At 49.0% G+C, this 26,121-nt stretch carries 22 protein-coding genes, 2 tRNA genes and 1 riboswitch; of the genes, 3 read left to right on the top strand and 21 right to left on the bottom strand.

Annotated elements, in window-relative coordinates; translation table 11 throughout:
• Nucleotides 1-147: 147 nt before the first annotated feature.
• From trmFO to M3079_RS00955, 4 genes are read right to left on the bottom strand one after another with little or no spacing between them, the layout of a single operon-like run.
• On the bottom strand, nt 148-1,482 hold the full coding sequence (trmFO, locus tag M3079_RS00970) for a methylenetetrahydrofolate--tRNA-(uracil(54)-C(5))-methyltransferase (FADH(2)-oxidizing) TrmFO (RefSeq protein ID WP_249076665.1): 1,335 nt from the start codon (nt 1,480-1,482) through the stop codon (nt 148-150).
• Complete coding sequence (gene topA / locus M3079_RS00965) at nt 1,466-3,580, bottom strand: type I DNA topoisomerase (protein ID WP_249076664.1); 2,115 nt, start codon at nt 3,578-3,580, stop codon at nt 1,466-1,468. Before topA ends, trmFO begins: the two co-directional genes overlap by 17 nt.
• A gap of 11 nt (nt 3,581-3,591) precedes the next feature.
• Entirely contained in the window at nt 3,592-4,677 is a 1,086-nt protein-coding gene (dprA, locus tag M3079_RS00960; RefSeq protein WP_249076662.1) for a DNA-processing protein DprA, read from the bottom strand.
• 56 nt (nt 4,678-4,733) lie between these two features.
• A complete protein-coding gene (locus tag M3079_RS00955) occupies nt 4,734-5,870 on the bottom strand; it encodes a glycosyltransferase (protein ID WP_249076661.1) in 1,137 nt (378 codons plus the stop codon).
• A gap of 127 nt (nt 5,871-5,997) precedes the next feature.
• On the opposite strand from M3079_RS00955, the gene M3079_RS00950 reads away from it, so the two are divergent.
• Together M3079_RS00950 and hydF are read left to right on the top strand one after the other, a co-directional pair.
• Nucleotides 5,998-7,050: a nicotinate phosphoribosyltransferase gene (locus M3079_RS00950; protein WP_021716827.1), complete on the top strand. Its 1,053-nt coding sequence runs from the start codon at nt 5,998-6,000 to the stop codon at nt 7,048-7,050.
• Between the two features lie 54 nt (nt 7,051-7,104).
• Entirely contained in the window at nt 7,105-8,319 is a 1,215-nt protein-coding gene (gene hydF, locus M3079_RS00945) for a [FeFe] hydrogenase H-cluster maturation GTPase HydF (protein ID WP_249076659.1), read from the top strand.
• A 164-nt stretch (nt 8,320-8,483) separates the two neighbouring features.
• Here the strand turns inward: hydF and M3079_RS00940 are convergent.
• The 9 genes from M3079_RS00940 to M3079_RS00900 all read right to left on the bottom strand — a co-directional run bounded on the left by M3079_RS00940 (nt 8,484) and on the right by M3079_RS00900 (nt 14,322).
• Nucleotides 8,484-8,558: transfer RNA gene (locus M3079_RS00940), tRNA-Glu, on the bottom strand.
• Between the two features lie 9 nt (nt 8,559-8,567).
• Nucleotides 8,568-8,641, bottom strand: a tRNA-Gln gene (locus M3079_RS00935).
• Nucleotides 8,642-8,796: 155 nt separating this feature from the next.
• Nucleotides 8,797-9,453 (bottom strand): lactate utilization protein, encoded by a 657-nt coding sequence (locus M3079_RS00930; protein WP_249076657.1) that lies wholly within the window; start codon nt 9,451-9,453, stop codon nt 8,797-8,799.
• Nucleotides 9,454-9,482: 29 nt separating this feature from the next.
• Nucleotides 9,483-10,034 (bottom strand): bifunctional pyr operon transcriptional regulator/uracil phosphoribosyltransferase PyrR, encoded by a 552-nt coding sequence (gene pyrR / locus M3079_RS00925; RefSeq protein ID WP_021716831.1) that lies wholly within the window; start codon nt 10,032-10,034, stop codon nt 9,483-9,485.
• Between the two features lie 16 nt (nt 10,035-10,050).
• Nucleotides 10,051-10,995 (bottom strand): RluA family pseudouridine synthase, encoded by a 945-nt coding sequence (locus tag M3079_RS00920; RefSeq protein WP_021716832.1) that lies wholly within the window; start codon nt 10,993-10,995, stop codon nt 10,051-10,053.
• The gene (lspA, locus tag M3079_RS00915) at nt 10,959-11,402 is read right to left on the bottom strand and encodes a signal peptidase II (protein ID WP_249076656.1); all 444 of its coding nucleotides are present in this window, start codon (nt 11,400-11,402) and stop codon (nt 10,959-10,961) included. The genes M3079_RS00920 and lspA overlap by 37 nt, the downstream gene beginning before the upstream one ends.
• Nucleotides 11,403-11,531: 129 nt before the next feature.
• Nucleotides 11,532-12,671 carry an acyl-CoA dehydrogenase family protein gene (locus tag M3079_RS00910; protein ID WP_249076655.1) on the bottom strand — a complete coding sequence of 380 codons (1,140 nt, stop codon included), beginning with the start codon at nt 12,669-12,671 and terminating at the stop codon, nt 11,532-11,534.
• A gap of 124 nt (nt 12,672-12,795) precedes the next feature.
• On the bottom strand, nt 12,796-13,968 hold the full coding sequence (locus M3079_RS00905; RefSeq protein WP_249076654.1) for a phosphoribosylaminoimidazolecarboxamide formyltransferase: 1,173 nt from the start codon (nt 13,966-13,968) through the stop codon (nt 12,796-12,798).
• Between the two features lie 43 nt (nt 13,969-14,011).
• A riboswitch (ZMP/ZTP riboswitch) is annotated at nt 14,012-14,090 on the bottom strand.
• A gap of 67 nt (nt 14,091-14,157) precedes the next feature.
• The gene (locus M3079_RS00900; protein ID WP_249076653.1) at nt 14,158-14,322 is read right to left on the bottom strand and encodes a DUF6290 family protein; all 165 of its coding nucleotides are present in this window, start codon (nt 14,320-14,322) and stop codon (nt 14,158-14,160) included.
• A 346-nt stretch (nt 14,323-14,668) separates the two neighbouring features.
• On the opposite strand from M3079_RS00900, the gene M3079_RS00895 reads away from it, so the two are divergent.
• Nucleotides 14,669-15,559: a radical SAM protein gene (locus M3079_RS00895; protein WP_249076652.1), complete on the top strand. Its 891-nt coding sequence runs from the start codon at nt 14,669-14,671 to the stop codon at nt 15,557-15,559.
• A gap of 77 nt (nt 15,560-15,636) precedes the next feature.
• Here M3079_RS00895 and M3079_RS00890 read toward each other — a convergent pair whose 3' ends face one another.
• The 8 genes from M3079_RS00890 to M3079_RS00855 all read right to left on the bottom strand — a co-directional run bounded on the left by M3079_RS00890 (nt 15,637) and on the right by M3079_RS00855 (nt 26,098).
• The gene (locus M3079_RS00890; RefSeq protein WP_249076651.1) at nt 15,637-16,056 is read right to left on the bottom strand and encodes a DUF3783 domain-containing protein; all 420 of its coding nucleotides are present in this window, start codon (nt 16,054-16,056) and stop codon (nt 15,637-15,639) included.
• Between the two features lie 169 nt (nt 16,057-16,225).
• Nucleotides 16,226-18,004, bottom strand: coding sequence for an aspartate--tRNA ligase (gene aspS, locus M3079_RS00885; protein ID WP_249076650.1), 1,779 nt, complete (start codon nt 18,002-18,004; stop codon nt 16,226-16,228).
• Complete coding sequence (hisS, locus tag M3079_RS00880) at nt 17,997-19,268, bottom strand: histidine--tRNA ligase (RefSeq protein WP_249076649.1); 1,272 nt, start codon at nt 19,266-19,268, stop codon at nt 17,997-17,999. Before hisS ends, aspS begins: the two co-directional genes overlap by 8 nt.
• Before the next feature lie 162 nt (nt 19,269-19,430).
• Complete coding sequence (locus M3079_RS00875) at nt 19,431-20,540, bottom strand: AI-2E family transporter (RefSeq protein ID WP_249076648.1); 1,110 nt, start codon at nt 20,538-20,540, stop codon at nt 19,431-19,433.
• 3 nt (nt 20,541-20,543) lie between these two features.
• Nucleotides 20,544-21,164, bottom strand: a complete 621-nt coding sequence (locus tag M3079_RS00870; protein ID WP_249076646.1) for an MBL fold metallo-hydrolase — start codon at nt 21,162-21,164, stop codon at nt 20,544-20,546.
• A 25-nt stretch (nt 21,165-21,189) separates the two neighbouring features.
• On the bottom strand, nt 21,190-23,418 hold the full coding sequence (locus M3079_RS00865; RefSeq protein WP_021716843.1) for a bifunctional (p)ppGpp synthetase/guanosine-3',5'-bis(diphosphate) 3'-pyrophosphohydrolase: 2,229 nt from the start codon (nt 23,416-23,418) through the stop codon (nt 21,190-21,192).
• A 20-nt stretch (nt 23,419-23,438) separates the two neighbouring features.
• Complete coding sequence (gene recJ, locus M3079_RS00860; protein ID WP_249076645.1) at nt 23,439-25,763, bottom strand: single-stranded-DNA-specific exonuclease RecJ; 2,325 nt, start codon at nt 25,761-25,763, stop codon at nt 23,439-23,441.
• The gene (locus M3079_RS00855) at nt 25,760-26,098 is read right to left on the bottom strand and encodes a LapA family protein (protein WP_021716846.1); all 339 of its coding nucleotides are present in this window, start codon (nt 26,096-26,098) and stop codon (nt 25,760-25,762) included. Before M3079_RS00855 ends, recJ begins: the two co-directional genes overlap by 4 nt.
• Between the last annotated feature and the right edge of the window lie 23 nt (nt 26,099-26,121).

Here is a 26,121-nt window from a genome sequence, read left to right as displayed (position 1 = left end):
AAAGTAAAATTATAGTATCATAATTGTTAAACAATTTCAATAATTGCTATCCATATTTTTTAAATTTTCTGCGTTTTTATTTTTTGCAAAGCCCAAAAACGCAAAAAGCAGCGGTTTTAAAGCCGCTGCCTCATATTTTACCGCATTTTAAAGCCCGGTATTTAATTGTTTCTGCACCTCTGCCAGTGCTTCAAGCGCCCTTTCGGCAATCATTGCATTTTTTATCTTTTTGCCGCGTACGCGCTTGCCGAGCGGCGGAATTAAGCCAAAATTAACATTCATCGGCTGGAAATTTTTAATTTCCGGGCTGCTGATGTAATGCGCCAGTGCCCCATGTGCCGTTTCCGGCGGAAAATCAACCGACGGCTGCCCCAGCACCCTGCGTGCGGCATGGATGCCTGCCATAAGCCCGGACGCTGCCGATTCAACATAGCCTTCCACACCGGTGAACTGACCTGCGAAGAATAAACGCGGCTGAATGCGCAGGCTGAAGTCGGCATTTAAAAGTTTGGGAGAATTGATATAGGTATTTTTATGCATTACGCCGTAACGCACAAACTCTGCATTTTCAAGCCCCGGAATCATACCGAATACACGCTTCTGCTCGCCCCATTTAAGGTGAGTCTGGAAACCGACGATATTATAAAGCGAAGCCGCAACGTCATCCTGCCGCAGCTGCACAACGGCATAAGCCTCCTTGCCGGTGCGCTTGTCCACCAGCCCAACCGGTTTTAACGGCCCGAAGCGCATGGTGTCTTCCCCGCGGCGCGCCATTTCTTCAATGGGCATGCAGGCTTCAAAAAACACTTCTTTTTCAAAATCCTTTACGGGGGCAAGCTCCGCCGTACGCAGCGCTTCCCAAAAGGCAACATATTCCTCTTTGGTTTCAAAGGGGCAGTTTAAATAATCTGCGTCGCCCTTATCATAGCGCGAAGCACGGTAAACCTTGCTGTAATCAAGGGAATCGGCTGTTACTATCGGCGCTGCCGCATCAAAAAAGTGAAAGTAATCTTCACCGGCAAGCTGCGCAATTTCTTCTGCCAGCGCGCCGTCCGTCAGCGGGCCGGTAGCGGTAATTACAACGCCTTCAAGCGCCGCAAGGCTTGTAACTTCTTCGTTTTTAACCGTAATTAACGGATGGTTTTTAATTTTCTGCGTAACGGCTTCCGCAAAACCTTCACGGTCTACCGCCAAAGCACCACCTGCCGGCACTTTATGTTCGTCGGCGCAGGCCATGATAACGGAATTAAGGCGGCGCATTTCTTCTTTTAAAAGCCCGACGGCGTTTTCTATATTGCCTGCGCGCAGCGAATTGCTGCACACAAGCTCCGCAAATTTATCGGTTTTATGTGCCGCGTCCGATTTAAGCGGCCTTTTTTCGTACAGTATAACCGGCACGCCGCGCCGCGCAAGCTGCCATGCAGCCTCGCACCCCGCCAGCCCTGCGCCGATAACGTGTACCGGCTCATTTACTTTTTGCATTGGCTGCCGCCTTTCCTTTATAAGTTTTTACGGCATCTTCACAGTTTTCGTTTGTGCAGAATAACTTTTTGTTGCCGTTTCTGTCTGTTTTTTCATATAAAATATGTCCGCATTTGGGGCAATGCTGCTCTGTCGGCTTGTCCCAGGAGGTAAACTTGCACTCCGGATAGTTGGAGCAGCCGTAAAATACCTTGCGAGTTTTTGTTTTGCGCTCGATAATATCGCCGCCGCAGTCCGGGCATTTTACGCCGATTTTTTTCAGTATCGGCTTGGTATTGCGGCATTCCGGAAAACCGGGGCACGCCAGGAACTTACCGTAGCGGCCCTGTTTATATACCATCATGCGCCCGCATTTTTCGCATTTTACGTCGCTTACTTCCACCGGCGCTTCAACGGTTTCTATTTCTTTATCCGCCTTTTGCAGAAGATGTGAAAAAGGCTCGTAGAAGTTTTCCAGCACGGTTTCCTTATTGGCTTCGTGCTCGGCAATTTCGTCAAGCTCGGTTTCAAGGTTTGCCGTAAACGGAATGTTGATAATATCTTTAAAATAAGTAGTCAGCATGTTGACTATCAGTTCGCCAAGCTCTGTGGAAACGAGCTTTTTGCCGTCCTTAACGATATAGCCGCGGTCAAGGATGGTTTGAATGGTAGGCGAATAGGTACTCGGGCGGCCTATGCCCTTTTCTTCCAGTTCCTTAACAAGCGTTGCTTCGGTAAAATGCGGGGGCGGCTCGGTAAAGTGCTGCTCTGCCGGCATAAGTTTATGCAGCTTAAGCGGCGTTTGTTCCGGCAGATACGGAACTTCTTTTTCCTTCTCGCCTGCCAGTTCTTTTTTGTCGCTTAATTTTAAAAAGCCGTCAAACTTAAGCACTGCCCCGCCTGCACGCAGCTGGTAGCCTGCCGCGCCGATTAAAAGAGTTGTAACATCGTACACGGCGGCTTTCATCTGGCAGGCAACGGTGCGTTTCCAGATTAAGGTATAAAGCTTAAGCTGGTCTTTGGTAAGGTACTGCGCCACAGCTTCCGGCGTGCGTTCCACAGATGTCGGGCGGATGGCTTCATGCGCGTCCTGCGCGTTCTTTTTGCTGCTGTAAACATTAACGCCTGCCGGTACATATTCTGCGCCGTAAGTACTGCCTATAAAGCTGCGCAGCTCGGCCGTAGCCACATCCGAAAGGCGCACGGAGTCGGTTCTCATATAAGTAATAAGGCCGACGGCGCCGCCCTTGCCGACATTTACGCCTTCATAAAGCTGCTGTGCCAGCAGCATGGTTTTTTTGGTAGAAAAGTTCAGTTTTTTTACGGCATCCTGCTGCAGGCTGCTGGTGGTGTACGGCGGCAGCGGGTTGCGTTTGCGTTCTTTTTTATCTGCCTTTTCAACAATATAAGCGGCTTCTTTCAGTGCAGCTTCTGCCTTGGCGGCTTCTTCCGCATTATTTATTTCAAGCTTCTTGCCGTTAAATTTAATAACGTCGGCGTCAAAAATGGGCGCTTTGTCGTTCTCGCGCAGGCGCGCCGTAATAGTCCAGTATTCCTGCGGCACAAAGTTGGCAATTTCCTTTTCCCTGTCGCAGATAATTTTTACGGCTACTGTCTGCACGCGCCCGGCACTGAGCCCTTTGCGTATTTTGCGCCACAAAAGCGGGCTTAACTGGTAGCCCACAATGCGGTCGATAATGCGGCGCGTCTGCTGGGCGTCAACCATGTCAAGGTCAATCTTGCGCGGGTGCTTCAATGCTTCTTTTACAGCGCCCGGCGTAATTTCATGAAACTCAATGCGGCAGCTGCTTTCAGGGTCAAGCCCCAAAATATATGCCAGATGCCAGCCGATAGCTTCGCCTTCGCGGTCAGGGTCAGTTGCGATATAAACTTTATCAGCCTTTTTGGCTGCTGTTTTCAATTCCTTAATCAGTTCTCCCTTGCCGCGGATATTGATGTACTTGGGCTGAAATCCGTTTTCTACATCCACGCCGAAAATGCTTTTCGGCAAATCGCGCAGATGCCCCATGGAAGCGCGCACAGTATAATTGCGCCCCAGAAATTTTTCTATTGTTTTTGATTTGGCGGGAGATTCCACAATAACCAGGTTTTTAGCCATTAAACGTCCTCCTAAAGCAGGTAATAACTGCGGGCGGCGGTTTGCGCCACCTTGCCGCGCATCTCCAAATCCAAAAGCCCCATGCCGGCTTCCGCCAGCCCAAGGCCGCTTTTTTCAAGTATTTCTTCAAGCGAAAGCGGTTCAAAACTTAAAATTTTTAAAACCGCTTTTGCGTTATCATCAAGTTCATCTTCCCCGTTCCCGCTGGCGAACAATGCCGGCTGCTGAGGGAAGCTTGCCAGTTTGAGGCTTTCAAGTATGTCCTCCGGCCTGTCTACAAGCTGCGCACCGCTTTTTATAAGGCTGTGGCAGCCAATGCTCGTTGGCAGAAAAATGCTGCCGGGCACGCAGTAAACTTCATGCCCTTCTTCAAGCGCATATTCGGCGGTAATCATGGCGCCGCTTTTTTTTGCGGCTTCTGCCACGAGTATGCCGTGCGTCATGCCATTAATTATGCGGTTGCGCGCCGGAAAATTATACGCAGCAGGCGGTGTTCCCGGAGGGTATTCCGTAACAAGCGCGCCGCGTTCACAAATTTGTGCAAATAAATTTTTATTGGCTGCCGGGTAGGCAATGTCAATTCCGCAGCCCAAAACGGCAACGGTTATGCCGCCTGCCGCAAGTGCACCCCTGTGTGCAGCCGTGTCTATGCCTTTTGCGCCGCCGCTTACAATAACAACGCCTGCCGCTGCAAGGTCTGCCGCAAAGGCATCGGCAGCTTTAAGGCCATAGCCGGAAGCCTCGCGCGAACCGACAATGCCGATACTGCCGCGTAAATCGGTCAGGCTGCCTTTAACGTACAGCACCTGCGGGGGCGATGCGATTTGCTTTAAGCTGTAAGGGTAAGCATCATCTTCCGGCGTTAAAATTGTTACGCCGTTATTCAAACAAAAATCTTTCAGCCAGGCGGGATAATTAAAATCCCTTCTGGCAATAAATTTATTAACGGTTTTTTCATCAATTCCGGCTTCCGCCCATGCTTCCGGCGGAGCCATATATGCTTCGGCAGGGCTTTTAAACTTCGCCGCCGCTTCTGCAATTTCTGCGCTGCGCGAGCCAAAGGCTGCAAACAGCGCGGCAAAATAGTATTTATCCAAGCAGCACACTCCATACTGTATTGTATCCGCAAATTCACTTCATTATAATTGCTAAATCAGTTATGGTCAAGCCCGTCAAGCGTTTTCAGTACAAAATCTGCCACTGCGTCTGCCGCGTAAGGTTTGCCGTAAGCCGCCCTGCGCCTGCGCCGCAGGCCGTTTTTTTCTTCCGTGCCAAGCTCCGCATATTTTTTTACAAAGCCGCAAACCTCCTGCGGCGTTGCGGCAATTTTTGCTTCGCATTTTTCGCACAGGTAACCGGCGTTGCGCACCTCCTGCCCCGGCAATGGGTCATATAAAATAAATTCGGTGCCGATAGCAAGGGTTTCTGCTGCGGTAAGCCCGCCAGCCTTGCTTATTACAATATCGGCGCTGCGCAGAAGCTGGGGCAGTTCTGCAATAAAATCTAGCACCATTACGCCGGGCAGCGCCATTTTTTTCAGCTTTTCGGCTAAGTTCCTGTTATGCCCGGTTACGGCAGCTATTTTTAAGCCCTTAATATCGCGGCATTCCGTAAGCGCGCGCAAAAGCTCCGGCATCGGCAAAAGGCCATCGCCCCCGCCCATTACAAGGCACAAGGTATCATCGGCAGCATAGCCGAGCCTGCTGCGCCACTTTTCGCGCTCAAAAGGCGCACTGAAGGCACTGCGCACAGGTATGCCGGTTACAACGGCAGGTATGCCGAGTTCCGGCGGCGGCTGGATGGATTCGTCCGCCGTAAAATAAACATCAAGCCCTTTGTAAATCCACCAGTGGTGAAAGTTAAAATCGGTTATTACCGCACCAAGCCAAAGCCCGGGCGCGCAGCGTTTTTTGTACTGTGCCATAACCCCCGCCGGCGTAGGATGCGTTACTATTACCGCATCCGGCGAAGTTTTTTTAATGAACCCCTGCGCCAGATAAGAAAGCAGCAGGTTTAAAAAATCGCGCAGCCAGAAAGAATTATTGCCGGTGTTGCTCCAGTGGTACGCTATATCGTACAATTTCGGAATATGCTTTAAAATGCCGATGTAGCCGCCCAAAATAATGTTGCCCAGCCACTTCGGGAAGAAATCAAAAGCACTGCCGTTGACCACTTTAACGTTGCCGTGTTTTTTAAACGCCTCCTCCAGCGCTTCGGCCGCCATTTTATGGCCGCTGCCAAGCGGAGCCGAAAGCAGGAGTATTGTATATTTGCATGCTGATGCAGCCATTTAACGAACCTCTTGAAAAAATTTTGTAAAAAAACTTGAACCTGTTATCAAAATCATATATCATAAATAACAATTAGTAAAGAAATTAACCATAATTTTATATTTGTAATTTTATATGGAGGCTATTATGCAAAAACGTTTACCTGTTGAACATTTTCATTTTCCCGTTGAAAAAATTAAATCCGGTTATTATTCGGACGCCTATTTTCTGCGTACCGAAGAAATTTTAAACGGCGACAATCATCACCCGCGCGTTATGATGCAGGTGTTTACCCGCGAAAATGTCGTTGTATGCGGCATTGACGAAACAATAGCGCTGATTAAAACCTGCGCACACAATCCCGAAAACATCACCATCCATGCCCTGCATGACGGCGATGAGGTTAAGCCATGGGAAACCCTGATGACCATTGAAGGCGACCTTGCCGACTTTGCCCATCTGGAAACTGTTTACCTCGGCATTCTGGCACGCCAGAGCCGCATTGCCACCAACGTGCGCCGCACGGTAGAAGCTGCAAACGGCAAACCCGTGCTGTTCTTCCCCGCGCGCTACGATACCTGGCAGACCCAGGAATGCGACGGCTATGCAGCCAAAATCGGCGGCATTAAAGGCTTTTCCACCGACGCCAATGCTCTTGCCAGCGGCGGCAAAGGTCTGGGCACAATTCCCCACGCTTTAATTGCTTCGTACAACGGCAATACCGTTGCCGCAACCGAAGCCTTTGACAAATATGTTGACCCGAAAATTGCCCGCATTGCACTGGTAGATTTTGACAACGACTGCGTGAACACCGCTCTTGCCGTTGCCCGCAAACTTGGCAGAAATCTTGCAGGCGTACGCCTTGATACCAGCGGAACAATGGTAGACAAAAGCCTGCTTGGCCAGCTTGGCATGTTTAACCCAACCGGCGTATGCAAGGAACTGGTATGGAACGTACGCCGCGCGCTTGACGCCGAAGGCTTTGACTATGTAAAAATTATCGTTTCCGGCGGCTTTAACCCGGCACGCATCCGCGAATTTGAAGCAGCCGGCGTACCGGTTGACACTTATGCGGTTGGCAGCAGCCTGTTTGACGGCAACATCAACTTTACCGCCGACATCGTTATGGTAGACGGCAAAGAATGTGCCAAACAGGGACGCAGGCATTTGCCGAATCCGCGCCTGGAACTTGTTGACTAATACCAAAGCACTGCGCCATGCAGTGCTTTTTTTATAAGAAAGAAGGCTTTTATTATGGATTTAAACGCTACCCCATCCTCGGAACGCATCCACATAGGTATTTTCGGCAAACGCAACGCCGGCAAATCAAGCCTTATTAACGCCATTACAGGGCAAAACCTCGCCATAGTATCCGACACCAAAGGCACTACCACCGACCCCGTTTACAAGGCCATGGAAATTTTGCCGCTTGGGCCAGTTATGATTATTGATACCCCGGGTATTGACGACGAAGGCGAGCTTGGCACGCAGCGTGTACAAAAAGCAGTACAGGTACTTAACAAAACCGATATTGCCATTCTCGTTATCGACAGCACGCTTGGGCCTGATAAGGAAGATACGGCGCTGCTTGCGCGCATTACAGAAAAAAAGCTGCCGGTTATAGCTGTTTTTACCAAAGCCGAAAAAGAAACAGACCTGACAAATTACGAAAAAATACTCGGCGTAAAATGTATGGCCGTAAGTTCCGTCAGCGGGCAAAATATTGCAGAACTGCGCCTTTCCCTTGCCGCCCTTGTGCCGGATAAAAAAAGTACGCAGCAGCTTGTAGGTGACCTGGTAAACCCCGGCGATACCGCCGTACTGGTTGTGCCGGTAGACAGCGCCGCCCCAAAAGGCAGGCTTATACTGCCGCAGCAGCAGGTTATACGCGGGCTTTTGGACGCTGGGGCAACGGCTTTTGTAACGCAGGACAAACAGCTCGAAAGCTGCCTTGCCGCTCTGAAAGAAAAACCGAAAATCATCATTACCGACAGCCAGGTTTTCGGCTTTGTTGCCAAAACGGTGCCAAATGATGTTTTACTGACATCATTTTCCATTTTATTTGCACGCTACAAAGGCGATTTAAAAGAAGCAGTGCGCGGCGTAAACATGCTGAAGCGTATTAAAAACGGCAACCGCATTTTAATCAGCGAAGGCTGCACGCACCACCGCCAGTGCGACGATATCGGCACCGTAAAACTGCCGGCGTGGATTAGGAAATTTACCGGTGCGGAACCTGCCTTTGAATGGACAAGCGGCACTGCCTTCGCCGAAGACTTAACCAAGTACAAAATGATTATTCACTGCGGTGCCTGCATGCTTAACGAAAAAGAAATGCAGCACCGCATAAGCTGCGCCAAAAACCAGGGCGTGCCCATTACCAACTACGGCATTGCCATTGCCTATATTAACGGCATCCTGCGCCGCACGCTCCAGCCCTTCCCCGATATCTTAAAGGAACTGGAATAAATAAAATATAATACCGCTGAATTAAAAATACATTAACTTAAACAAGCCTAAACTTTAAAAGCAGTACCGTTATTGCGGCACTGCTTTTACTTTTGCCTAAAATAACAAAAGCCCTGATACTTAAATATCAGAGCTTATTTATCGTAAAAAAATTGTCAGCCATTTGGTAGCGCTAACGGGAATCGAACCCGTGATTTCGCCTTGAGAGGGCGACGTCTTAGCCTCTTGACCATAGCGCCGTAAAAAAATGGCTCCGGGACTAGGACTCGAACCCAGACAAAATGATCCAGAGTCATTTGTGCTACCATTACACTATCCCGGAGTTACCTTGTGCTCAGCTCTCCTGAACACAAGAGTTATTATAATACAGCTTTATCAAAAATGCAAGCCTTTTTTACAAAAATTTTTAATTTTTTTCAGTAAAAAATCCCCGCACTTTCATGCAGGGATTTTTATACTTGCCTTATGCTGTTTTTATCAATAACCAAGGCTTTCGCCGACAAGTATTACTTTAATGCGCGGCGCAGGAGCGTTCATGGTGCTGCCTTTGCGGGTGGTTAAAATAAAGTTGCAGATGCTGTCGGGCGCGGTGCAGTTAAAGCAGTGCCCGTTATTTTTGCACGGCGGGTTAAAATTGGCAAAGCGCTGTACATTAACCGGCGCTGCCAGGTTGCGTGCGCGTGCCACAGCGTCCTCATAGCTTTTTACCACTTTGTTGATGCCGGCAATAACAACTACGCTTTTAGGGCCGAATACCATTGCCGCCACGCGGTTGCCGGTGCCGTCGATATTCACCATTACGCCGTCCTCGCTCATAGCGTTGGTGCTCATAAAATAGGTATCGCAGGTAAGTGCCTTGCGCAGAAGCTCCAGGCGTTCTTCCTGGCTTTTTGCGGTATCGCGGTCAATAATGTTGTAGCCCTGCGTACGCAAGGTTTCCAAAAGTCCCATTTCTTCCAAAGTCATACTGCCGCCCCAGGATACACACTGCTCTTTGTCAATCAGGCTTAAAGCCTTTTCAAGTGCTTCTTCCTTTGTTGCACAGTAGCAGGCGTCAAAAGCACGGCGCTGCAAATTTTTTACAACGCGCTGTGCCAGTACTTCATTGCGAAGTTCAAACGGTGTTTTAGCCATAGTTACCCCTCCTCTGTAACTAACTGCCTTTAATCTACGCGTTCACCAATGTAAACTTCATCGGTGCCGTCAATCTCGTTAAGCACAACTTCAATGGTTTCCTTCTGCGAAGTAGGCACGTTTTTGCCAACATAATCCGCACGGATGGGCAGCTCTTTATGACCGCGGTCTACCAGCACGGCAAGCTGAATTGTTTTAGGCCTGCCCATGTCGATAACGGCATCAAGGGCAGCGCGGATTGTACGGCCTGTATATAAAACGTCATCCACCAGCACAACGTGCTTGCCGCTTAAGTCAAAGTTAATATCGGTGCCATGCACCACAGGATTGTAACCAAGCGTGGAAAGGTCATCACGGTACAGGGTAATGTCAAGCATGCCTACCGTCATTTCGCAGTTTTCAATAGCGTTAATTTCGGCGGCAATGCGCTGCGCCAAAGGTACGCCGCGTGTGCGGATGCCGACGATAACAACGTCCTCAACGCCTTTGTTTTTCTCGATAATTTCGTGCGCAATGCGGACGAGCGCCCTTCTGATGGCTTCGCTGTCCATAATAACGTTTTTCTTAACAATATTGCTCATTGTTTTCACCCCAAATTTAAAATTGACCGTTATGTAAACGGGTAATTATTTTATGCATGTCCTCAGGCAGCGGCGCTTCAAACTTCATGCGTTCGCCGGTGCGCGGGTGCGTAAATTCCAGCGTGTGCGAATGCAGCGCCTGCCCTTTTATGCCAAACGGCGTTTTCATGGGCGAATACTTGGGGTCGCCCACAAGCGGATAGCCCAGATATTCCATGTGCACGCGGATTTGGTGCGTGCGCCCCGTACGCAGCTTGCAGCGCACAAGCGTGTATTTGCCGAAGCGCTCCAGCACTTCGTAATCGGTAATGGCGTCACGCCCGCCCTCTTTAACCACAGCCATTTTTTTGCGGTCGGTTTTATCGCGGGCAATCTGCGTTTCTATCGTGCCGCTGTCGGTTTTAATATTGCCGCGTACAACGGCAAGGTAAGTGCGCACAGCGGTTTTGCTCTGTATCTGCTGCGAAAGCGAAATATGCGCCGCATCGTTTTTGGCTACAATCATAATGCCACTGGTATCCTTATCCAAACGGTGTACAATGCCCGGGCGGATGGCGCTGTTAATGCCCGAAAGGTTGCTGCAATGATACAAAAGTGCGTTTACCAGCGTACCGGTATAATTGCCCGGCGCAGGATGCACAACCATGCCGCGCGCCTTGTTAAGCACTACCACATCGTCATCTTCGTAAATTATATCCAGCGGAATGTTTTCCGGTACGGCTTCAATCGGCTCCGGTTCGGGAATATCCACCACAAACATTTCACCGGCGCGTACTTTGTAATTGGCTTTTATAATTTTTTCGCCGCGTTTTACGCGCCCATCCTCCAAAAGCTTCTGCATATTGCTGCGCGAAACGCCGAGTTTTGCCGCCAGAAATACGTCAGCCCTTGTACCGGCGTCTTCTGCTTCTGCCGTTACGGTTTCTAATCCCGCTTCAATTCCGTCTTCAGTAAATTCCATATTATCAGTCCAACTCCAATACAAATTGCAATATCTGCTATGTTAAACACCGGCCAGATGCGGAAATCGAAAAAATCAATTACCAGCCCCTGCCGCGCCCTGTCAATTAAATTGCCTATTGCCCCGCCCAAAAACAGGCCGCAGCCGGCTTTAACCTCCCACGGCGATGCTAAAATTTCCCTGCGTGCCCAAATGATAATGCCAATTACAACGATGGCAATGGCAATAAAAAACAGGCGGTTATGGGCAAACATTCCGAATGCCGCACCGGGGTTTAAAATATACGTTAAATGAAAAACTTCTTCAATAATGGGAATGCTTTCTCCCAGTGCCATGTTTTCCACTACAATGTATTTGGAAAACTGGTCTAAAATAACTACCGCAAGCGGCAGCACAAAAAGCCACATAGTTTCACCTTTACTGTTTATTTATACATAAAGCTATATGCTTATTATAAACTACTCTTTAATTATTTTCAATCAGCCATAAATTACAAAAGCCCGCTGTCATAGCGGCAGCGGGCAGTATGCTTAAAATCAGAATATAATTTTGTTTGCGATAACGAGGCGCTGAATCTGGTTGGTGCCTTCGTAAATCTGCATAATTTTTGCGTCGCGCATCATTTTTTCTACCGGATATTCACGGCTGTAACCGTAACCGCCCATAATCTGTACAGCGTTGGTGGTTACTTCCATAGCGGTATCGGCTGCATAGCATTTTGCCATAGCAGCTTCCTTGCTGAATTCCATGCCCTGGTCACGCATCCAGCATGCTTTGTAAACCAGCATACGGGCAGCTTCAATGCGCATTGCCATATCGGCAATCATGTTCTGAATCATCTGGAAGGAAGCAATCGGCTGGCCGAACTGTTTGCGTTCTTTGGCATATTTAACTGCGCAGTCAAGTGCAGCCTGTGCCAAACCTACGGAAACAGCACCAACAAACGGGCGTGCATTGTCAAGAGTGTTCATGGCAATGCGGAAGCCTTCGCCTTCGCGGCCTACGCGGTTAGCTTCGGGAATTACAACGTCCTGCAGAATCAGTTCGCAGGTATTGGACGGGCGGATGCCCATTTTGTCTTCTTTTTTGCCAACGGAAAAGCCCGGAGTGCCTTTCGGTACGATAAACGCGGTTAAGCCGCGGATGCCGCCGGTTTTGCGGGTATTGGCAAATACCAAGTAAGTATCGGCAATGCCGCCGTTGGTAATAAATGCTTTGGCGCCGTTAAGGGTGTAGGTGCCTGCTTCTTTGTCTTTAACCGCGGAAGTGGAAACCGCACCTGCATCAGAGCCTGCGCCCGGTTCGGTAAGAGCAAAAGCAGCAAGCTTGCCTTCGTTCAGAAGGTCGCAGTGAGCTTTTTTCTGTTCTTCGGTGCCTGCAAGCAGAATCGGATAGGACGCAAGAGAATTTGCAGCGATAGAAGTAGCAACGCCTGCGCAGCCTTTGCCGAGTTCTTCGTAAATAACGGCAACAGTAACGCTGTCAAGGCCCATTCCGCCATATTCTTCAGGAACAACTACGTTCAAAAGCCCCATATCGGCAGCTTTTTCCATCAGTCCTTCTCTGGCATGGTTTTCTCTGTCCATTTCAGCAGCGTAAGGGGTAATTTCTTTGGCAACAAACTCCCTTACCATTTCCTGCAGTTCAAGTTGTTCTTCGGTTAATGCAAATTCCATTTTGTCCTCCTTATGTTAAAAGCTGTAGCTTTTTTTGACATTACACTTTCAGTATTGTACCACAAAATCGGCTTTTGCTCAACAACTTTTAACAAAGTTATCTAAATTTTTGCTGAACTTTAAATTAATGATGGAACAGCCTGAGACCGGTAAACGCCATGGCAATGCCGTATTTATCGCAGGTTTCAATAACATTGTCGTCACGGATGCTGCCGCCTGCCTGAGCGATATATTCAACGCCGCTGCGCTGCGCGCGTTCGATATTGTCGCCAAACGGGAAGAATGCGTCGCTGCCGAGCGATACGCCTTTAAGCTGGGCAATCCATGCTTTTTTCTCCTCGCGGGTTAAAGGCTCCGGCTTTTCGGTAAAGAAGTTTTCCCATACGCCGTCTGCCAGCACATCTTCATAGTCGTCGGAAATGTAAACGTCAATGGTGTTGTCGCGATCCGGGCGGCGAATGTTTTCTTTAAACGGCAGTGCCAGAACTTTAGGGTTCTGGCGCAGCCACCAGATATCGGCTTTGTTGCCTGCAAGGCGCGTGCAGTGTACGCGGGACTGCTGGCCTGCACCAATGCCGATTGCCTGTCCGTCCTTAACGTAGCATACGGAATTAGACTGCGTGTATTTTAAGGTAATAAGCGCAATTAAAAGGTCGCGCTTAGCGTTTTCGGGAATTTCTTTATTTTTGGTCGGGCGGTTTTCAAGCAGGTCTGCCGTAATTTTGGCTTCGTTGCGGTCCTGCTCGAAAGTAATGCCAAACACTTCTTTGGTTTCAGTCAGTGCCGGTTTGTAATCGGGGTCAATTTTAATAATGTTGTAAGTGCCTTTACGTTTGGTTTTTAAAACTTCCAGTGCTTCGTCGGTATAACCGGGAGCAATAACGCCGTCGGAAACCTCGCGCGCCAGCATTTTGGCGGTCTGCACATCGCAAACATCACTGAGTGCTACAAAATCGCCGTAGCTCGACATTCTGTCCGCACCGCGCGCACGGGCATAAGCGTTTGCCAGCGGGCTGAGTTCAAGGTCGTCAACATAATAAATCTTTTTCAGGGTATCGCTTAAAGGCAGGCCAACTGCTGCGCCTGCGGGGCTTACATGTTTAAAAGAAGCCGCTGCGGGAAGGCCTGTTGCCTCTTTCAGCTCTTTTACAAGCTGCCAGCTGTTGAATGCGTCCAAAAAGTTAATATATCCGGGGCGGCCGTTTAATACTTCAATAGGAAGCTCGCCGTCTTTCATAAAAATACGTGCCTTTTTCTGGTTAGGGTTGCAGCCATACTTTAATTGCAGTTCCTTCACGTTAATTCCTCCCTGTAAATTAAAAATGCCGGCACTTCCGGACTATGTTTGCCCAGACGGTCGGCTTCAATCCGGCCATACTCCATGTGGTTAACCCACTTCCGTCAGTTATATGGCCTTTATATTTAAATTATATAGTTGCAGTTCTTTTTTGTCAAATTATAGCTGCTGCAAATTGTAAACTTTATATCAATCGCCTGCTTCTTTCCAAAGTTCCGAAACAGGTCTGCTCTTTTTGCCATTTTTAAGATATTCTTCATACGCTTCTTCAAAAATTGCTTCATCAACGCTGTCCTCAATTTGTTCAGAAGTTTTCTTTAAGAACGAATCTTTATTTTTATCTTGCAAAAACATATTCTTACTCCACATTATTTTAATTATAAACTACATAACATAAAAAAACATACACGTTCACGTATAGCTTTAATATGCGTCGTTTTCGATATAAAAAACAGCGGCATGGGCAAAACTGCAACATCATAAAAACAGGCAGTCACAAAATTGGTGACACTTGCGGCATTTGCCGAGGATGTCTGAGCGCAGCGAGTTCCGCAGGCGCTGCAAGTGTCAGCTTTGTTAATAAACTGCTGTATAGTTTTTATGGGCGCAGATTTGTCTATACCGCTGTTAAACAAACATACAAACCCGTTCATTCTGTGGTACAATATAAAAAAGCAGCAATTAAAAGGAAGTGTTATAAATGGAATGTTATGTTTGCCCGCACCGCTGCGGTGTTGACCGCCCTGCCGATATGCACGCGGAAGGAATTTTCGGCTCGTGCCACTGCGGCATTAAGCCCATTGTTGCCCGCGCCGCCCTGCACTTTTGGGAAGAACCCTGCATCAGCGGCGAAAAAGGCAGCGGCACCGTGTTTTTCAGCGGCTGCAACCTGCACTGCGTATTTTGCCAGAACTACGAAATTAGCAGCATGAACAAAGGCAAAGAAATTACCGTGGAACGCCTGCGCGAAATTTATTTTGAACTTATCGCCCAGGGCGCAAACAACATTAACCTTGTTACGCCCACCCATTTTACCCACGCCGTGCTGGAAAGCCTTAAAGAACCGCTGCCCGTACCGGTTGTGTACAACACCAGCGGCTTTGAAACGCTGGACACACTGCGCAAATTAAAAGGCAAAGTACAAATCTGGCTGCCCGATTTAAAATACAGCGACGACCTTGCCGCCATAAAATACAGCAACGCGCCCAGCTACTTCCGCATTGCCACGGACGCCATTAAAGAAATGTACAAGCAGGTTGGTCCCTACAAGCTTGACGGTAACGGCATTATGCAGAGCGGCGTCATCATCCGCCATTTGTTAATGCCCGGCATGGTTGAAAACACCAAAGGAGTTATCGACTGGGTTGCCAAAACCTTTAAGCCCGGCGAAGTAATGTTCAGTTTAATGCACCAGTACATTCCCTGCGGGCGCGCCGCCGATTACCCCGAAATTAACCGCCGCGTAACGGAAGAAGAATACAAAGAAGTTGAGCAGTACCTGTTCGACACCGGCATTGAGGACGGCTTTGTGCAGGAGGACGATTCTGCCTGCGAAGATTTCATCCCCAAATTTGACGGCACCGGCGTGTAAAATTTATTAGTATTCTTTATAAATATACTAAATCCCTGAAATTCGTTGGAACTTCAGGGATTTTTGCTTTTACGCTGTTATTTTTTATCTTCGGCCTGTTGTTTTTGTTTGCGTTTTTCTTCTTCCATCTGCTTAAAAGCATCGCGTTCCTTGCACAGTTCTTCGTACAAGTCAAGGCCGCTCCAAGTGCGGTTATTTTCCGTAAGCATGGCTTTTAAATCAATGCGCCCCACGCCTACGCGCTGCAAAGCCGTTAAAAACTTTTGCAGCTTGTCCGCGCCAAAGCCGTGCAGTAAAAGCATTTCTTCCGCCATCGGCGCGTTATCGGCTTTCGCTTCCTTCAGCGGAACATCTTCCATGCCTAATAATGCGCCAAGCGGCTGGTGGTAATCCTCCTGCCCTACGCTTTTAAAGCGGATGTTCATCATCATGCAGACCATTTTTGTCATTTCGGCTTTTTTGCCGGTAAAATTATAAAGCAATGCGCAGCTTACCATAGTGTTCTCCTTTTTATTATCAATAATTAACTTCATTATAACTTAAAAATGCTTACAACGCAAAATACCGGCCGCCGTTAAGCAGCCGGTATTTATTAGTTTTGCTGTTTTAATTTTTTAATTTGCCTGCGCGCTGCCATAAATTACAGCACGCTTAAAGCAAATCAGCTTATTTTTTTACAAGCACGGTGCGGATGTGCAGCTCGCGCAGCTGTTTTTCTTCTACGTCGTTCGGAGCCTGGCACATCAAATCGCTTGCGCTCTGGGTTTTCGGGAAAGCAATTACGTCGCGGATGGAATCGCGTTTTGCCATAATCATTACCAAACGGTCGAGGCCGAAAGCAAGTCCTCCGTGCGGTGGAGCACCGTATTCAAACGCGCCCATCATAAAGCCGAATTTTTCCTGTGCTTGTTCTTCGCTCAGGCCGATAGCATGGAATACTGCGTCCTGCACATCGCGTCTGTGGATACGGATGGAACCGCCGCCGATTTCGGTGCCGTTAAGTACCATGTCGTAAGCTTTGGCATATACTTTGCCGGGGTCGGTGGCAAGCAGAGGAATATCTTCTTCGCGCGGAGAGGTGAACGGATGGTGCATTGCAACATAGCGTTTTTCTTCTTCGCTGTATTCAAACATCGGGAAATCAACAACCCAGGTGAAGGCCAGTTTGTTTTCGTCGATAAGGCCGCGGCGTTTTGCCATTTCGATACGCAGTGCGCCGAGAGCAGCTGCAACAACAGAAGGCTTGTCGGCAACAAAGAGCAGCAGGTCGCCCGGTTCTGCTTCAGCGGTTTTGAGAATGTTTGCAAGGTATTCTTCGCTGAAGAATTTGGCAATCGGGGATTTTACGCTGCCGTCCGGCTGAATCTGCATCCAGGCAAGGCCTTTGGCGCCGTAAATGGCAACAAAATTAACCAGCCCGTCCAGTTCGCGGCGCGGAATACCGGCATCGCCCTTAACATTAATGGCTTTAACAATGCCGCCTTTATCAATAATATCGTTAAATACTTTAAATTCGCTGCCTTTAACGGCTTCGGTCATATTGATAAGCTCCATGCCGAAACGCAGGTCAGGTTTATCGCTGCCGTATTTGTCCATAGCTTCGTCCCAGGTCATGCGCTGGAATTTTTCCGGCAGGTCAACACCAAGCGCGCCTTTGAATACGTGGCGGATTAAACCTTCGGTCATATCCATAATATCGTCGGCGTCAACAAAGCTCATTTCAATATCAAGCTGGGTAAATTCCGGCTGACGGTCGGCACGCAGGTCTTCATCGCGGAAGCAGCGTACAATCTGGAAGTAGCGTTCCATACCTGCTACCATCAAAAGCTGTTTGAAAATCTGCGGGGACTGCGGCAGAGCATAGAACTTGCCGGGGTTTACGCGGCTCGGTACGAGGTAATCGCGTGCGCCTTCCGGAGTGCTCTTGGTCAGCATCGGAGTTTCAATTTCGCAGAAATCATGATTGTCCATATAATCGCGCATCAGTTTGGTAACTTTATGGCGCAGCATTAAATTGCGCTGCATTTCCGGACGGCGGAGGTCCAGATAACGGTATTTAAGGCGCAGGTTTTCGTCAACGTCAATGCCGTCCTGAATGTAGAACGGAGGAGTTTTGGCGCTGTTTAAAACTTCCAGCTCTTTGGCTACAACTTCAACTTCGCCGGTAGCAAGGTTGGGGTTGATGGTTTCTTCGCTGCGCAGGCGTACAACGCCGTGCACTTTAATAACGTATTCGCTGCGGATAGCTTCTGCCTTGGCAAAATCTTCACCGGCGTGGTCGGGGTCAACCACTACCTGCACAATGCCGCTGCGGTCGCGCAGGTCAATAAAAATCAGTCCGCCGTGGTCGCGTCTTTTGGCAACCCAGCCGCAAAGCACAACTTCTTTTTCGTTGTCGGCTTTGGCAAGCGTGCCGCAATAATGATTGCGTTTCAAATTACTCATACTTTTGCACCTCTGTTTGTAAAATTGTTACTATTTCATCAACAGGAATTTCTGTTTGTGTACTGTTTGCCATATTCTTTAAGGTTACGGTACCGCGTTCCAGTTCGCCGTCGCCAAAAATAACGGCAAATTTGGCGTTCAGGCGCCCGGCCTGCTTCATCTGCGCTTTCATGCTGCGCGCCATAAAGTCAAACTCGGTTTTAAGCCCCGCCTGCCTTAAGGCGATAGCGGTTTTAAAGGCCAGTTCAAAATTATCCTGATTGGGGCAGACGATAAAAGCGTCGATGCCGTCTTTATGCTCCGGCAAAAGGTTCTGGCTTTCAAGCGCCAGAAGGATGCGTTCCATGCCCATGGCAAAGCCGATACCGGAAACATCCTGACCGCCGATTTCCTTAACAAGGCCGTCATAGCGTCCGCCGCCGCATACAGCGCTCTGCGCTCCCAGCGGCACATACTGAATTTCAAACGCGGTTTTGGTGTAATAATCAAGCCCGCGCACCAGTGTGTTGTCCACTTCAAAATCAATGCCTGCGGCAGTTAAAAGTTTTTTTACGCCTTCAAAATGCTCGCGGCATTCTTCGCACAGACAGTCACCAAGGCTCGGCGCACCGGCTGCAAGTTCATGGTCATGCGGTACTTTGCAGTCCAAAAGGCGCAGCGGGTTGCGCTCAAAGCGCGATTTGCAGTCGTCGCACAATTCTTCCAGATGCGGGCGGAAATAATCCTGCAATTTGGCTCTGTGCTGCGGGCGGCATTTGGGGCAGCCTACGGAATTGATTTTCAAGTGCAAATCCTTTAAGCCCAGTTCCTTTAAAATGGTAACGGCAAGTAAAATTGCCTCGGCGTCAATCGCCGGTGTATCCACCCCCAGCGCTTCAATGCCAAACTGGTGGAACTGGCGGTAACGACCTGCCTGCGGACGGTCGTAGCGGAACATCGGCCCGATATAATACAGCTTGGTCGGCGCAGGCTCTGCATAAAGCTTGTGTTCGCAGAAAGCGCGCACGGCAGACGCCGTATTTTCCGGGCGCAGTGTAATGCTGCGGTTGCCGCGGTCGGTAAAAGTATACATTTCTTTTTCAACAACATCGGTGGTATCGCCAATGCCGCGTTTAAACAGCTCGGTATGCTCAAATACCGGCGTTCTTATTTCTTTATAGCCATATTGCGCGCAAATACGGCGCATAACGGCTTCTACATACCGCCAGTTTTCAATTTCCTGCGGCAGTATATCTTTTGTGCCTCTTGGCGCAGTAGTAAGCAAGCTGATTCCTCCTCACTGCCTTCTGCGGCAAATCCATAAGTTTACATACTTAAATATTGTACCACAATTAAGGCGCATTATTCAACACCAACAGCAAAAACTTTGGCTTGCGGTGTAAAAATAAGGTTAAAAATAAAAATACGGCCCGTTAAGACCGTAATTTTATTTTTTGCGGCTTTCGTCAAACTGCGCGGGAGTTGCTTCTTCCAGTGCTTCGTCAGTGCTGTGCCACAGCTCTTTATACAAAACGCGGTACACAGCGGCAACAGGCACGGCAAACAGCATACCCAAAATGCCGTACAGCTTGGCGCCGATTAAAAGGCTTAAAATTAAAATTACCGGATGCAAATCAATCTTTCTGCCGATAATGCGCGGCATTAAAACATTGGCATCAAACTGGTAGAACACCAGATAAAACAGCGCCACATAAAAGGCCGACTGCGGACTTTGCGAATAAGCTATAAACACCGCAGGCACGGCGCCGATAAGCGGCCCTACAACCGGCACCATTTCCGCAAGGATGGCAAGCAGGCCAAAAACAAGCGGATAATGAATACCCAAAATAGTTGTGCCAACGGCTATGCAAAAGCCTGCAATAAGGCTCAGGCGTGCCAGCCCCTGAATGTAGCAGCTTAAGGTTATGCCTATTTCATCAATAATATGCGCCACACGCGGCTGCGCTTCATAGCTGAAAAAGTTAATCAGCATTGCGCGCAGGTCGCGCCAGTCTTTTAAAAAGTAAAATGCCAGGAAAGGAACTACAATAAGCCCGACAAGATTGGCAATAATATCAAGCGTCGATTTTAACAGGTTGCGCAAAACCGCTGCCACAAAGCCCATCAGCCAGCTGGTAATATAATCGAAAAGGCTTTCTATATTATGCGGCAGGCGCGGGTAATTGGCAGGGTCTTCCAAAAGCCAGTCAAAAGTTGCGGCATCCATTTTGGTGGTATAGTCAGGTATTTTGCCTACAAGGGCGTTAATCTGCCCGAACAGCGGCAAAATAATAAAGGTTACGGCGCAGAACACAATAACCCCGAAGGCCACAAACGCCATTAAAATTGTTACCACGCGCGAAAGATGGATTGTGCCGCGCCCGAGCGTAATTTTGCCGAACAGTTTGGTAACGGGGTGCAGCAAAAATGCCAGCCCCACCGCCAAAAGTATCGGCAGCAGAAAGTTGCCCAACAGGTAAAATATAAACGATATAAATGCCGCCACAGCCACTTTAAAAGCGGTGCTGTTGCGTAATGTGCTGAAATCTTTAATCATCTGTTACTGCAGAAACGGATTTCTGCGTCTCTCCCATCCTACCGTAGTAGCAGGCCCGTGGCCCGGCAAAAGTTTAACGTCGTCGTCAAGCGGAAGAATTTTTTCTTTAATGGACTGTAAAAGCTGTTTGTATGAACCGCCGGGAAAATCCGTCCTGCCGATTGATTCGGCAAAAACTGTATCGCCGCAGAACACAACGCCGCCGGTTAAAAGGCATACGCCGCCGGGAGTATGCCCCGGTGTTGCCAGCACTTTAAACTTAATGCCGGCTGCTTCCACTTCGTCGCCATCGGCATAAAACTTATCGGCTGCTTTTTTAAGCGCTCCCCCGCCGATATAAGCGGCAAGGCTGCCCACAGGGTCTGTCAGCATCGGCGCATCTTCTTTACTGATATACACCGGAGCGCCGGTCTTTTCAGCAACTTCTGCCAGCGCCATAATATGGTCGCCGTGGCCGTGCGTTAAAAATATGGCGTCAACGGTAAGGTTTTCTTTCTGCACGGCTTCCATAATGCGGCCTGCATCTCCGCCCGGGTCGATAATAACGCCGTGGTGCGTTTCTTCGTTAACTACAATGTAACAGTTGGTGGCAATATAGCCAACCTCCATTGCGATAATTTTCATCTAAATCCTCCTGTAAAGCGGTTTATTAAAGGTGGTGCACGCTTGAAGAAACCTGGCGTTCAACACTGTAAACGCCCTTCATGCGTTTTATTTTATTCATAATGTTATCAAGCTGCTCCAGATTGCTTATATCCAGCCCCATGGTGATGTAAGCGTTTTTATGCTTGTCGGTGCGGCAGTTAAGCGCGTTAATGTTCAGCTTGGCTTCGCTTGTAACCTGCATAATGTCTGCCATCATGCCGGGCCTGTCGGAAGCGTTGATAACAATGTTAACTTTATAAACGGCATCGGTAGTAATATCCCACGATACCTCAATCAAACGGCGCTGCTCGTCCGGATTGTTGCTTAACACGTTGGGGCAGTCCGTGCGGTGTACGGAAATGCCGCTGCCGCGCGTAATATAGCCTATAACCGGGTCGCCCGGAATCGGGTTGCAGCAGCGCGCCAGTTTAACCATAATGCCCTCCTCGCCTTTAACGAGAATGCCGTGGCTGGCCTTGGCCTTGCTGCGGCGAGGCTTAAGTTCTGCCAGAAGCTGCGAAAGGTCCTTGGTAACTGTAAGCTTCTGCTCTTTTTTATAAAGCTCAACCAGCTTGCTCATAACGCCGTTAAGCGTTACGCCGCCGTAGCCCACGCTGGCATACAGAGCTTCCTCGCCATCCAGGCGGAACGAGGCTGCCACTGTTTTAAGCTTGTCTGCCTTAAGCAGCACTTTAATATCGTAACCGAGGCGCTTGGTTTCTTTTTCAAGCATCTCGCGCCCTTTGGCGATATTTTCTTCGCGGCGCTCCTTTTTGAACCACGAACGGATTTTGTTGCGCGTATCGGAAGAACCGACAATGTTCATCCAGTCGCGGCTCGGGCCGGTGGCCTGTTTGGAGGTGATAACTTCGACGATATCGCCGTTGCTTAATTTGTAATCGAGCGGCACAATGCGCCCGTTAACCTTCGCACCAACGCAGCGGTTGCCTACGTCCGTATGAATACGGTAAGCAAAGTCAATCGGCACACTGCCGACAGGCAGGTCGATAACATCGCCGCGCGGCGTAAACACGAATACTTCGTCGGCAAAAACATCCATTTTTACCGTGTTTACAAAGTCGCGCGAATCGCTCATATCCTTGTGCCATTCCAAAAGCTGGCGCAGCCAGGAAAGTTTGGCTTCAAAGTCCTTGTCGCCGCCGGACGGCATATTGCTCTTGCCGCCGCTTTCTTTATAACGCCAGTGCGCCGCAATACCAAACTCAGAAATGCGGTGCATTTCAAAAGTACGGATTTGGATTTCCAGCGGCTGCCCGTTATGGTACAGCACGGTGGTGTGCAGCGACTGGTACATATTGGATTTCGGCACGGCAATGTAATCCTTTACGCGCCCCGGAATCGGGCGCCACAGGCTGTGCACAACGCCCAGCGTGCCATAGCAGTCCGCAACGGTATCAACCAGCACACGGATGGCCAGCAAATCATAAATTTCGCTGAGTTCTTTATGGTCGCGCTGCATTTTTTTGTAAATGCTGTAAAAATTCTTCGGGCGTCCCTGAATTTCACACTTAATGTGCTGCTCGTCCAAATGCTCTTTAATTTCCGCCATTGCCTCGTGAATCATGGCTTCTCTTTCGCGGCGCTTTACTTTAACCTGCTCTACAAGGTCATAGTAAATTTCCGGCTCCATATAACGGAAGGCCAAATCCTCAAGCTCCCACTTAATGGTGTAAATGCCGAGACGGTGTGCAAGCGGCGCGTAAACCTCCATTGTTTCGCGCGAGATGGACTGCTGCTTATGCACCGGCATATACTTCATGGTGCGCATGTTGTGCAGGCGGTCGGCCAGCTTAATCATAATAACGCGTATGTCCTTGGCCATGGCCAGAAACATTTTGCGGTAGTTTTCAATCTGCTGGTCCTCTTTGCTGATGTATTCGATTTTGCCGAGCTTGGTAACGCCGTCTACAAGGTCTGCCACCTTCACGCCGAACATTTCCTTTAACTGGTCAAGCGTGGTTTCGGTATCTTCAACAACGTCATGCAAAAAAGCAGCGGCAAGCGTGGTTTCGTCCATTTGCAGCTCTGCCAGTATCGTGGCCACGCCCAGCGGATGAATAATATACGGCTCGCCCGATTTACGGCGCTGATTGGCATGGGCTTTGGCAGCTACGTCATAGGCCTTATGTACAAATGCCACCTGGTTATCATTAAGATATTTTTTTATCATTTCGAAGAATTCTTCGACGCTAATTACATGTGTTTCCGGCATATAACCACATCCTTACCCAATCAAATTCCGTGCCCGCCCGCTATTACCTGCGGAGAGGCAAGCATATTGGCACGGTACTGCCTGTAAATCCTACGGCCGGTTTCTTCAGCCTGCCTGAAGGCAGGAGAATTTTCCAGATTATTTTTTCTGACGGCGGCCATGCTCACTTTGCCGCCGCTGCGGCTGATGAAATTCAGTTCTTCAAACACCGTTAAATAAATTTCTTCCATGCCGCATTCGGCAATAAGCACGGCTTCATCAGCAATTACTTCTTTTTTCAGGCGGCAGGCCATTTTTTTATAGGCTTCCGCCAGATGCAGGCGGTTGGGGCAGCGCCTGAACAGCACTTCAACCGCATTATCGTAATCAACATTATTATACAACAGAAATAAACTGCAACCAAGGCTGCCTTTTTTTAACGATGCTGCAAATCCGGCAACATCGCACTCCGGCAAATCATACAGCACCACGGTGCGCGCCGCATCGCTGCTGCCGTATTCCCTTACAAACGCTGCATCTATATCCGTATTTTCCAAAAAGGCTTTTTTATCGTTAACATAAATAAGTATATCACTTTCGGTTTGCAAAAGTTTTTTTACAAAGGCCTGCTTGTTAATTTCTTCGTGCCGGTAATCGTAAATTGCCAGCTTCTGGGAAAAATCAACAACCTGCAAATTAACGTTTTCCTTATCCTGCCATACATTAATTTTCGGCATAAACACAAGGTCTGCCTCTGCGCCGTTATACATGCAGGGGTAATTTTCCGCTCCGCCCCACATCAGGCACTGGTAAGGCTGCCCGCCGTACAAAACAGAAAAACGCAGATGCGTATTTTCCGCACCGAAAATTTTGGCATAACGCACCGCAGCGCCCTTAAACGCAAACAGCGGCGCCGGGTTGCTGCTGCCGTAAGGCTCCAGCAGCTTAAGTTCGTTTAAAAGCGGCACATCAAGCACGTAATCTTTATCTACCAAAAGGTCTACGTTAAGCACAGGCAGGTAATCTTCCGGCTTTAAGGTACGCGCCACCTCTGCGCGAAACTGCCGCTTAAACTCCTCTATATTTGCCGTTTTTACCGTCAGCCCCGCCGCCTGATGATGCCCGCCGAACTGTACTAAAAGCCCGCTGCACGCATCAATGGCACGGTACAAATCAAGGCTCGGTATGCTGCGGCAGCTGCCCTTGGCAACCTCGCCATCGATGCTTATAAGTATTACCGGCAAATGGTACTTATCTACCAGGCGCGACGCCACAATGCCGATAACGCCTGCGTGCCAGCCTTCCTTTGCCAGCACAATCGCCGTATCAATGTGTTCATACTGTGCCAGCATTTTTTCGGCATCCATAAAAATCTCACGGCTTATTTTCTGCCTCAGCGTGTTTTCTTCGTTCAGCGCTTCGGCAATTTCCGCCGCACGCGCTTCATCCTGCGCCGTTAAAAGCTCCACCGCCAGCTGCGCGTGCTCCAACCTGCCAACGGCGTTAAGCCTCGGCGCCAGTATAAAACCGATATTTTCGGAAGTTATATCCTTAACCGGGCAGCGGCTCTTTTCTATCAGCGCCTTCAGCCCAATGTTTTCCGTTGTTTCCATCTTTTTAAGCCCGTGCTTAACCAGCGCGCGGTTTTCGCCCCACAGCGGCACAATGTCGGCCACCGTGCCCAAAGCCACAAACTCGGTGTTGCCGTCCCACAACGGCTCATCCGGAAAGCGCATTTTATAAAGCGCCTGGCACAGCTTAAAGGCCACGCCCACGCCGGAAAGATGCTCAAACGGGTAATTGCAGTCCTTCTGATGCGGATTTACCAGCGCGTAAGCCTCCGGCAAAACCTCCGGCGGCGTATGATGGTCAGTTACCACAATATCAAGCGTTTTTGGCGCGCCTGCAATTTCCTTTACCGCGCTGATGCCGCAGTCCACCGTTACAACAAGCGTCGTCCCGGCTTCGGCCAGGTGGTTAAGCGCGTCAATATTCAGCCCGTAGCCTTCGCTTTTTCGCTCCGGTATGTAAGTGTTAACATCTGCTCCGCAGTCTTTTAAAAACAAATATAAAAGCGAGCTTGCGCTGATGCCGTCCACATCATAATCGCCGTAAACCGTAATGCGTTCGCCGGCATCAATGCCGCGCAGGATACGCTCTGCCGCTTTGGGCATATCCTTCATTAAAAACGGGTCGTGGTAAGGCTCGGCGCTGCCGTATAAAAACTCACGCACGCTTTTGGCATCTTTTATGCCGCGGTTCAGCAAAATGCCTGCCACCAGCGGCGAAACGCCTGCCTGCTGCGCCAGTTTTTCCGCTTCTTCCCTGTTAAATTCGTTAAACTGCCATATTTTATGTTTCTTCATGCTTTGCTAACAGCTTCTTCCGCAGGTTTTTCCAGTTCTTTATTGCGCTGGCTGTGCATAAGCATTTCTTTTTCTTCTTTTAATTTGGCATTTTCTTTTTTCAGCTGGTCAATTTCAAATTTCAGGCTCTTGTTATACAAATAGTGCTTGGCTTTCAGCATCAGCGTAAAAAAGCCCATGGCCAGCGCGCCCAAAAGCGCAGCGCCCAAAATTACCACAACAAGGCTGGTCTGCACCGTCCACATCAAAAAGCCAACCGTTACATCAGCAGCGTTCTGCACTGCAAATACCGCCACAATAATACTGATAATTAATGTAAAAAGCAAATACGGCATATCATCATCTCCCATCAAAAATT

The organism is Phascolarctobacterium sp. ET69 (assembly GCF_023336935.1).
Classification (GTDB): domain Bacteria; phylum Bacillota; class Negativicutes; order Acidaminococcales; family Acidaminococcaceae; genus Fusicatenibacter_A; species Fusicatenibacter_A intestinipullorum.
Note: the sequence above shows the minus strand (reverse complement) of the source record. Positions and strands in the feature narration are given on the sequence as shown.

Bases quoted from the DNA above. Each gene is read 5' to 3' on its own strand.
- trmFO (WP_249076665.1), bottom strand. From the start codon at position 1,482: ATGCAAAAAGTAAATGAGCCGGTACACGTTATCGGCGCAGGGCTGGCG.
- topA (WP_249076664.1), bottom strand. From the start codon at position 3,580: ATGGCTAAAAACCTGGTTATTGTGGAATCTCCCGCCAAATCAAAAACA.
- M3079_RS00955 (WP_249076661.1), bottom strand. From the start codon at position 5,870: ATGGCTGCATCAGCATGCAAATATACAATACTCCTGCTTTCGGCTCCG.
- M3079_RS00950 (WP_021716827.1), top strand. From the start codon at position 5,998: ATGCAAAAACGTTTACCTGTTGAACATTTTCATTTTCCCGTTGAAAAA.
- hydF (WP_249076659.1), top strand. From the start codon at position 7,105: ATGGATTTAAACGCTACCCCATCCTCGGAACGCATCCACATAGGTATT.
- M3079_RS00930 (WP_249076657.1), bottom strand. From the start codon at position 9,453: ATGGCTAAAACACCGTTTGAACTTCGCAATGAAGTACTGGCACAGCGC.
- pyrR (WP_021716831.1), bottom strand. From the start codon at position 10,034: ATGAGCAATATTGTTAAGAAAAACGTTATTATGGACAGCGAAGCCATC.
- M3079_RS00920 (WP_021716832.1), bottom strand. From the start codon at position 10,995: ATGGAATTTACTGAAGACGGAATTGAAGCGGGATTAGAAACCGTAACG.
- lspA (WP_249076656.1), bottom strand. From the start codon at position 11,402: ATGTGGCTTTTTGTGCTGCCGCTTGCGGTAGTTATTTTAGACCAGTTT.
- M3079_RS00910 (WP_249076655.1), bottom strand. From the start codon at position 12,671: ATGGAATTTGCATTAACCGAAGAACAACTTGAACTGCAGGAAATGGTA.
- M3079_RS00900 (WP_249076653.1), bottom strand. From the start codon at position 14,322: ATGTTTTTGCAAGATAAAAATAAAGATTCGTTCTTAAAGAAAACTTCT.
- M3079_RS00895 (WP_249076652.1), top strand. From the start codon at position 14,669: ATGGAATGTTATGTTTGCCCGCACCGCTGCGGTGTTGACCGCCCTGCC.
- M3079_RS00890 (WP_249076651.1), bottom strand. From the start codon at position 16,056: ATGGTAAGCTGCGCATTGCTTTATAATTTTACCGGCAAAAAAGCCGAA.
- aspS (WP_249076650.1), bottom strand. From the start codon at position 18,004: ATGAGTAATTTGAAACGCAATCATTATTGCGGCACGCTTGCCAAAGCC.
- M3079_RS00875 (WP_249076648.1), bottom strand. From the start codon at position 20,540: ATGATTAAAGATTTCAGCACATTACGCAACAGCACCGCTTTTAAAGTG.
- M3079_RS00870 (WP_249076646.1), bottom strand. From the start codon at position 21,164: ATGAAAATTATCGCAATGGAGGTTGGCTATATTGCCACCAACTGTTAC.
- M3079_RS00865 (WP_021716843.1), bottom strand. From the start codon at position 23,418: ATGCCGGAAACACATGTAATTAGCGTCGAAGAATTCTTCGAAATGATA.
- recJ (WP_249076645.1), bottom strand. From the start codon at position 25,763: ATGAAGAAACATAAAATATGGCAGTTTAACGAATTTAACAGGGAAGAA.
- M3079_RS00855 (WP_021716846.1), bottom strand. From the start codon at position 26,098: ATGCCGTATTTGCTTTTTACATTAATTATCAGTATTATTGTGGCGGTA.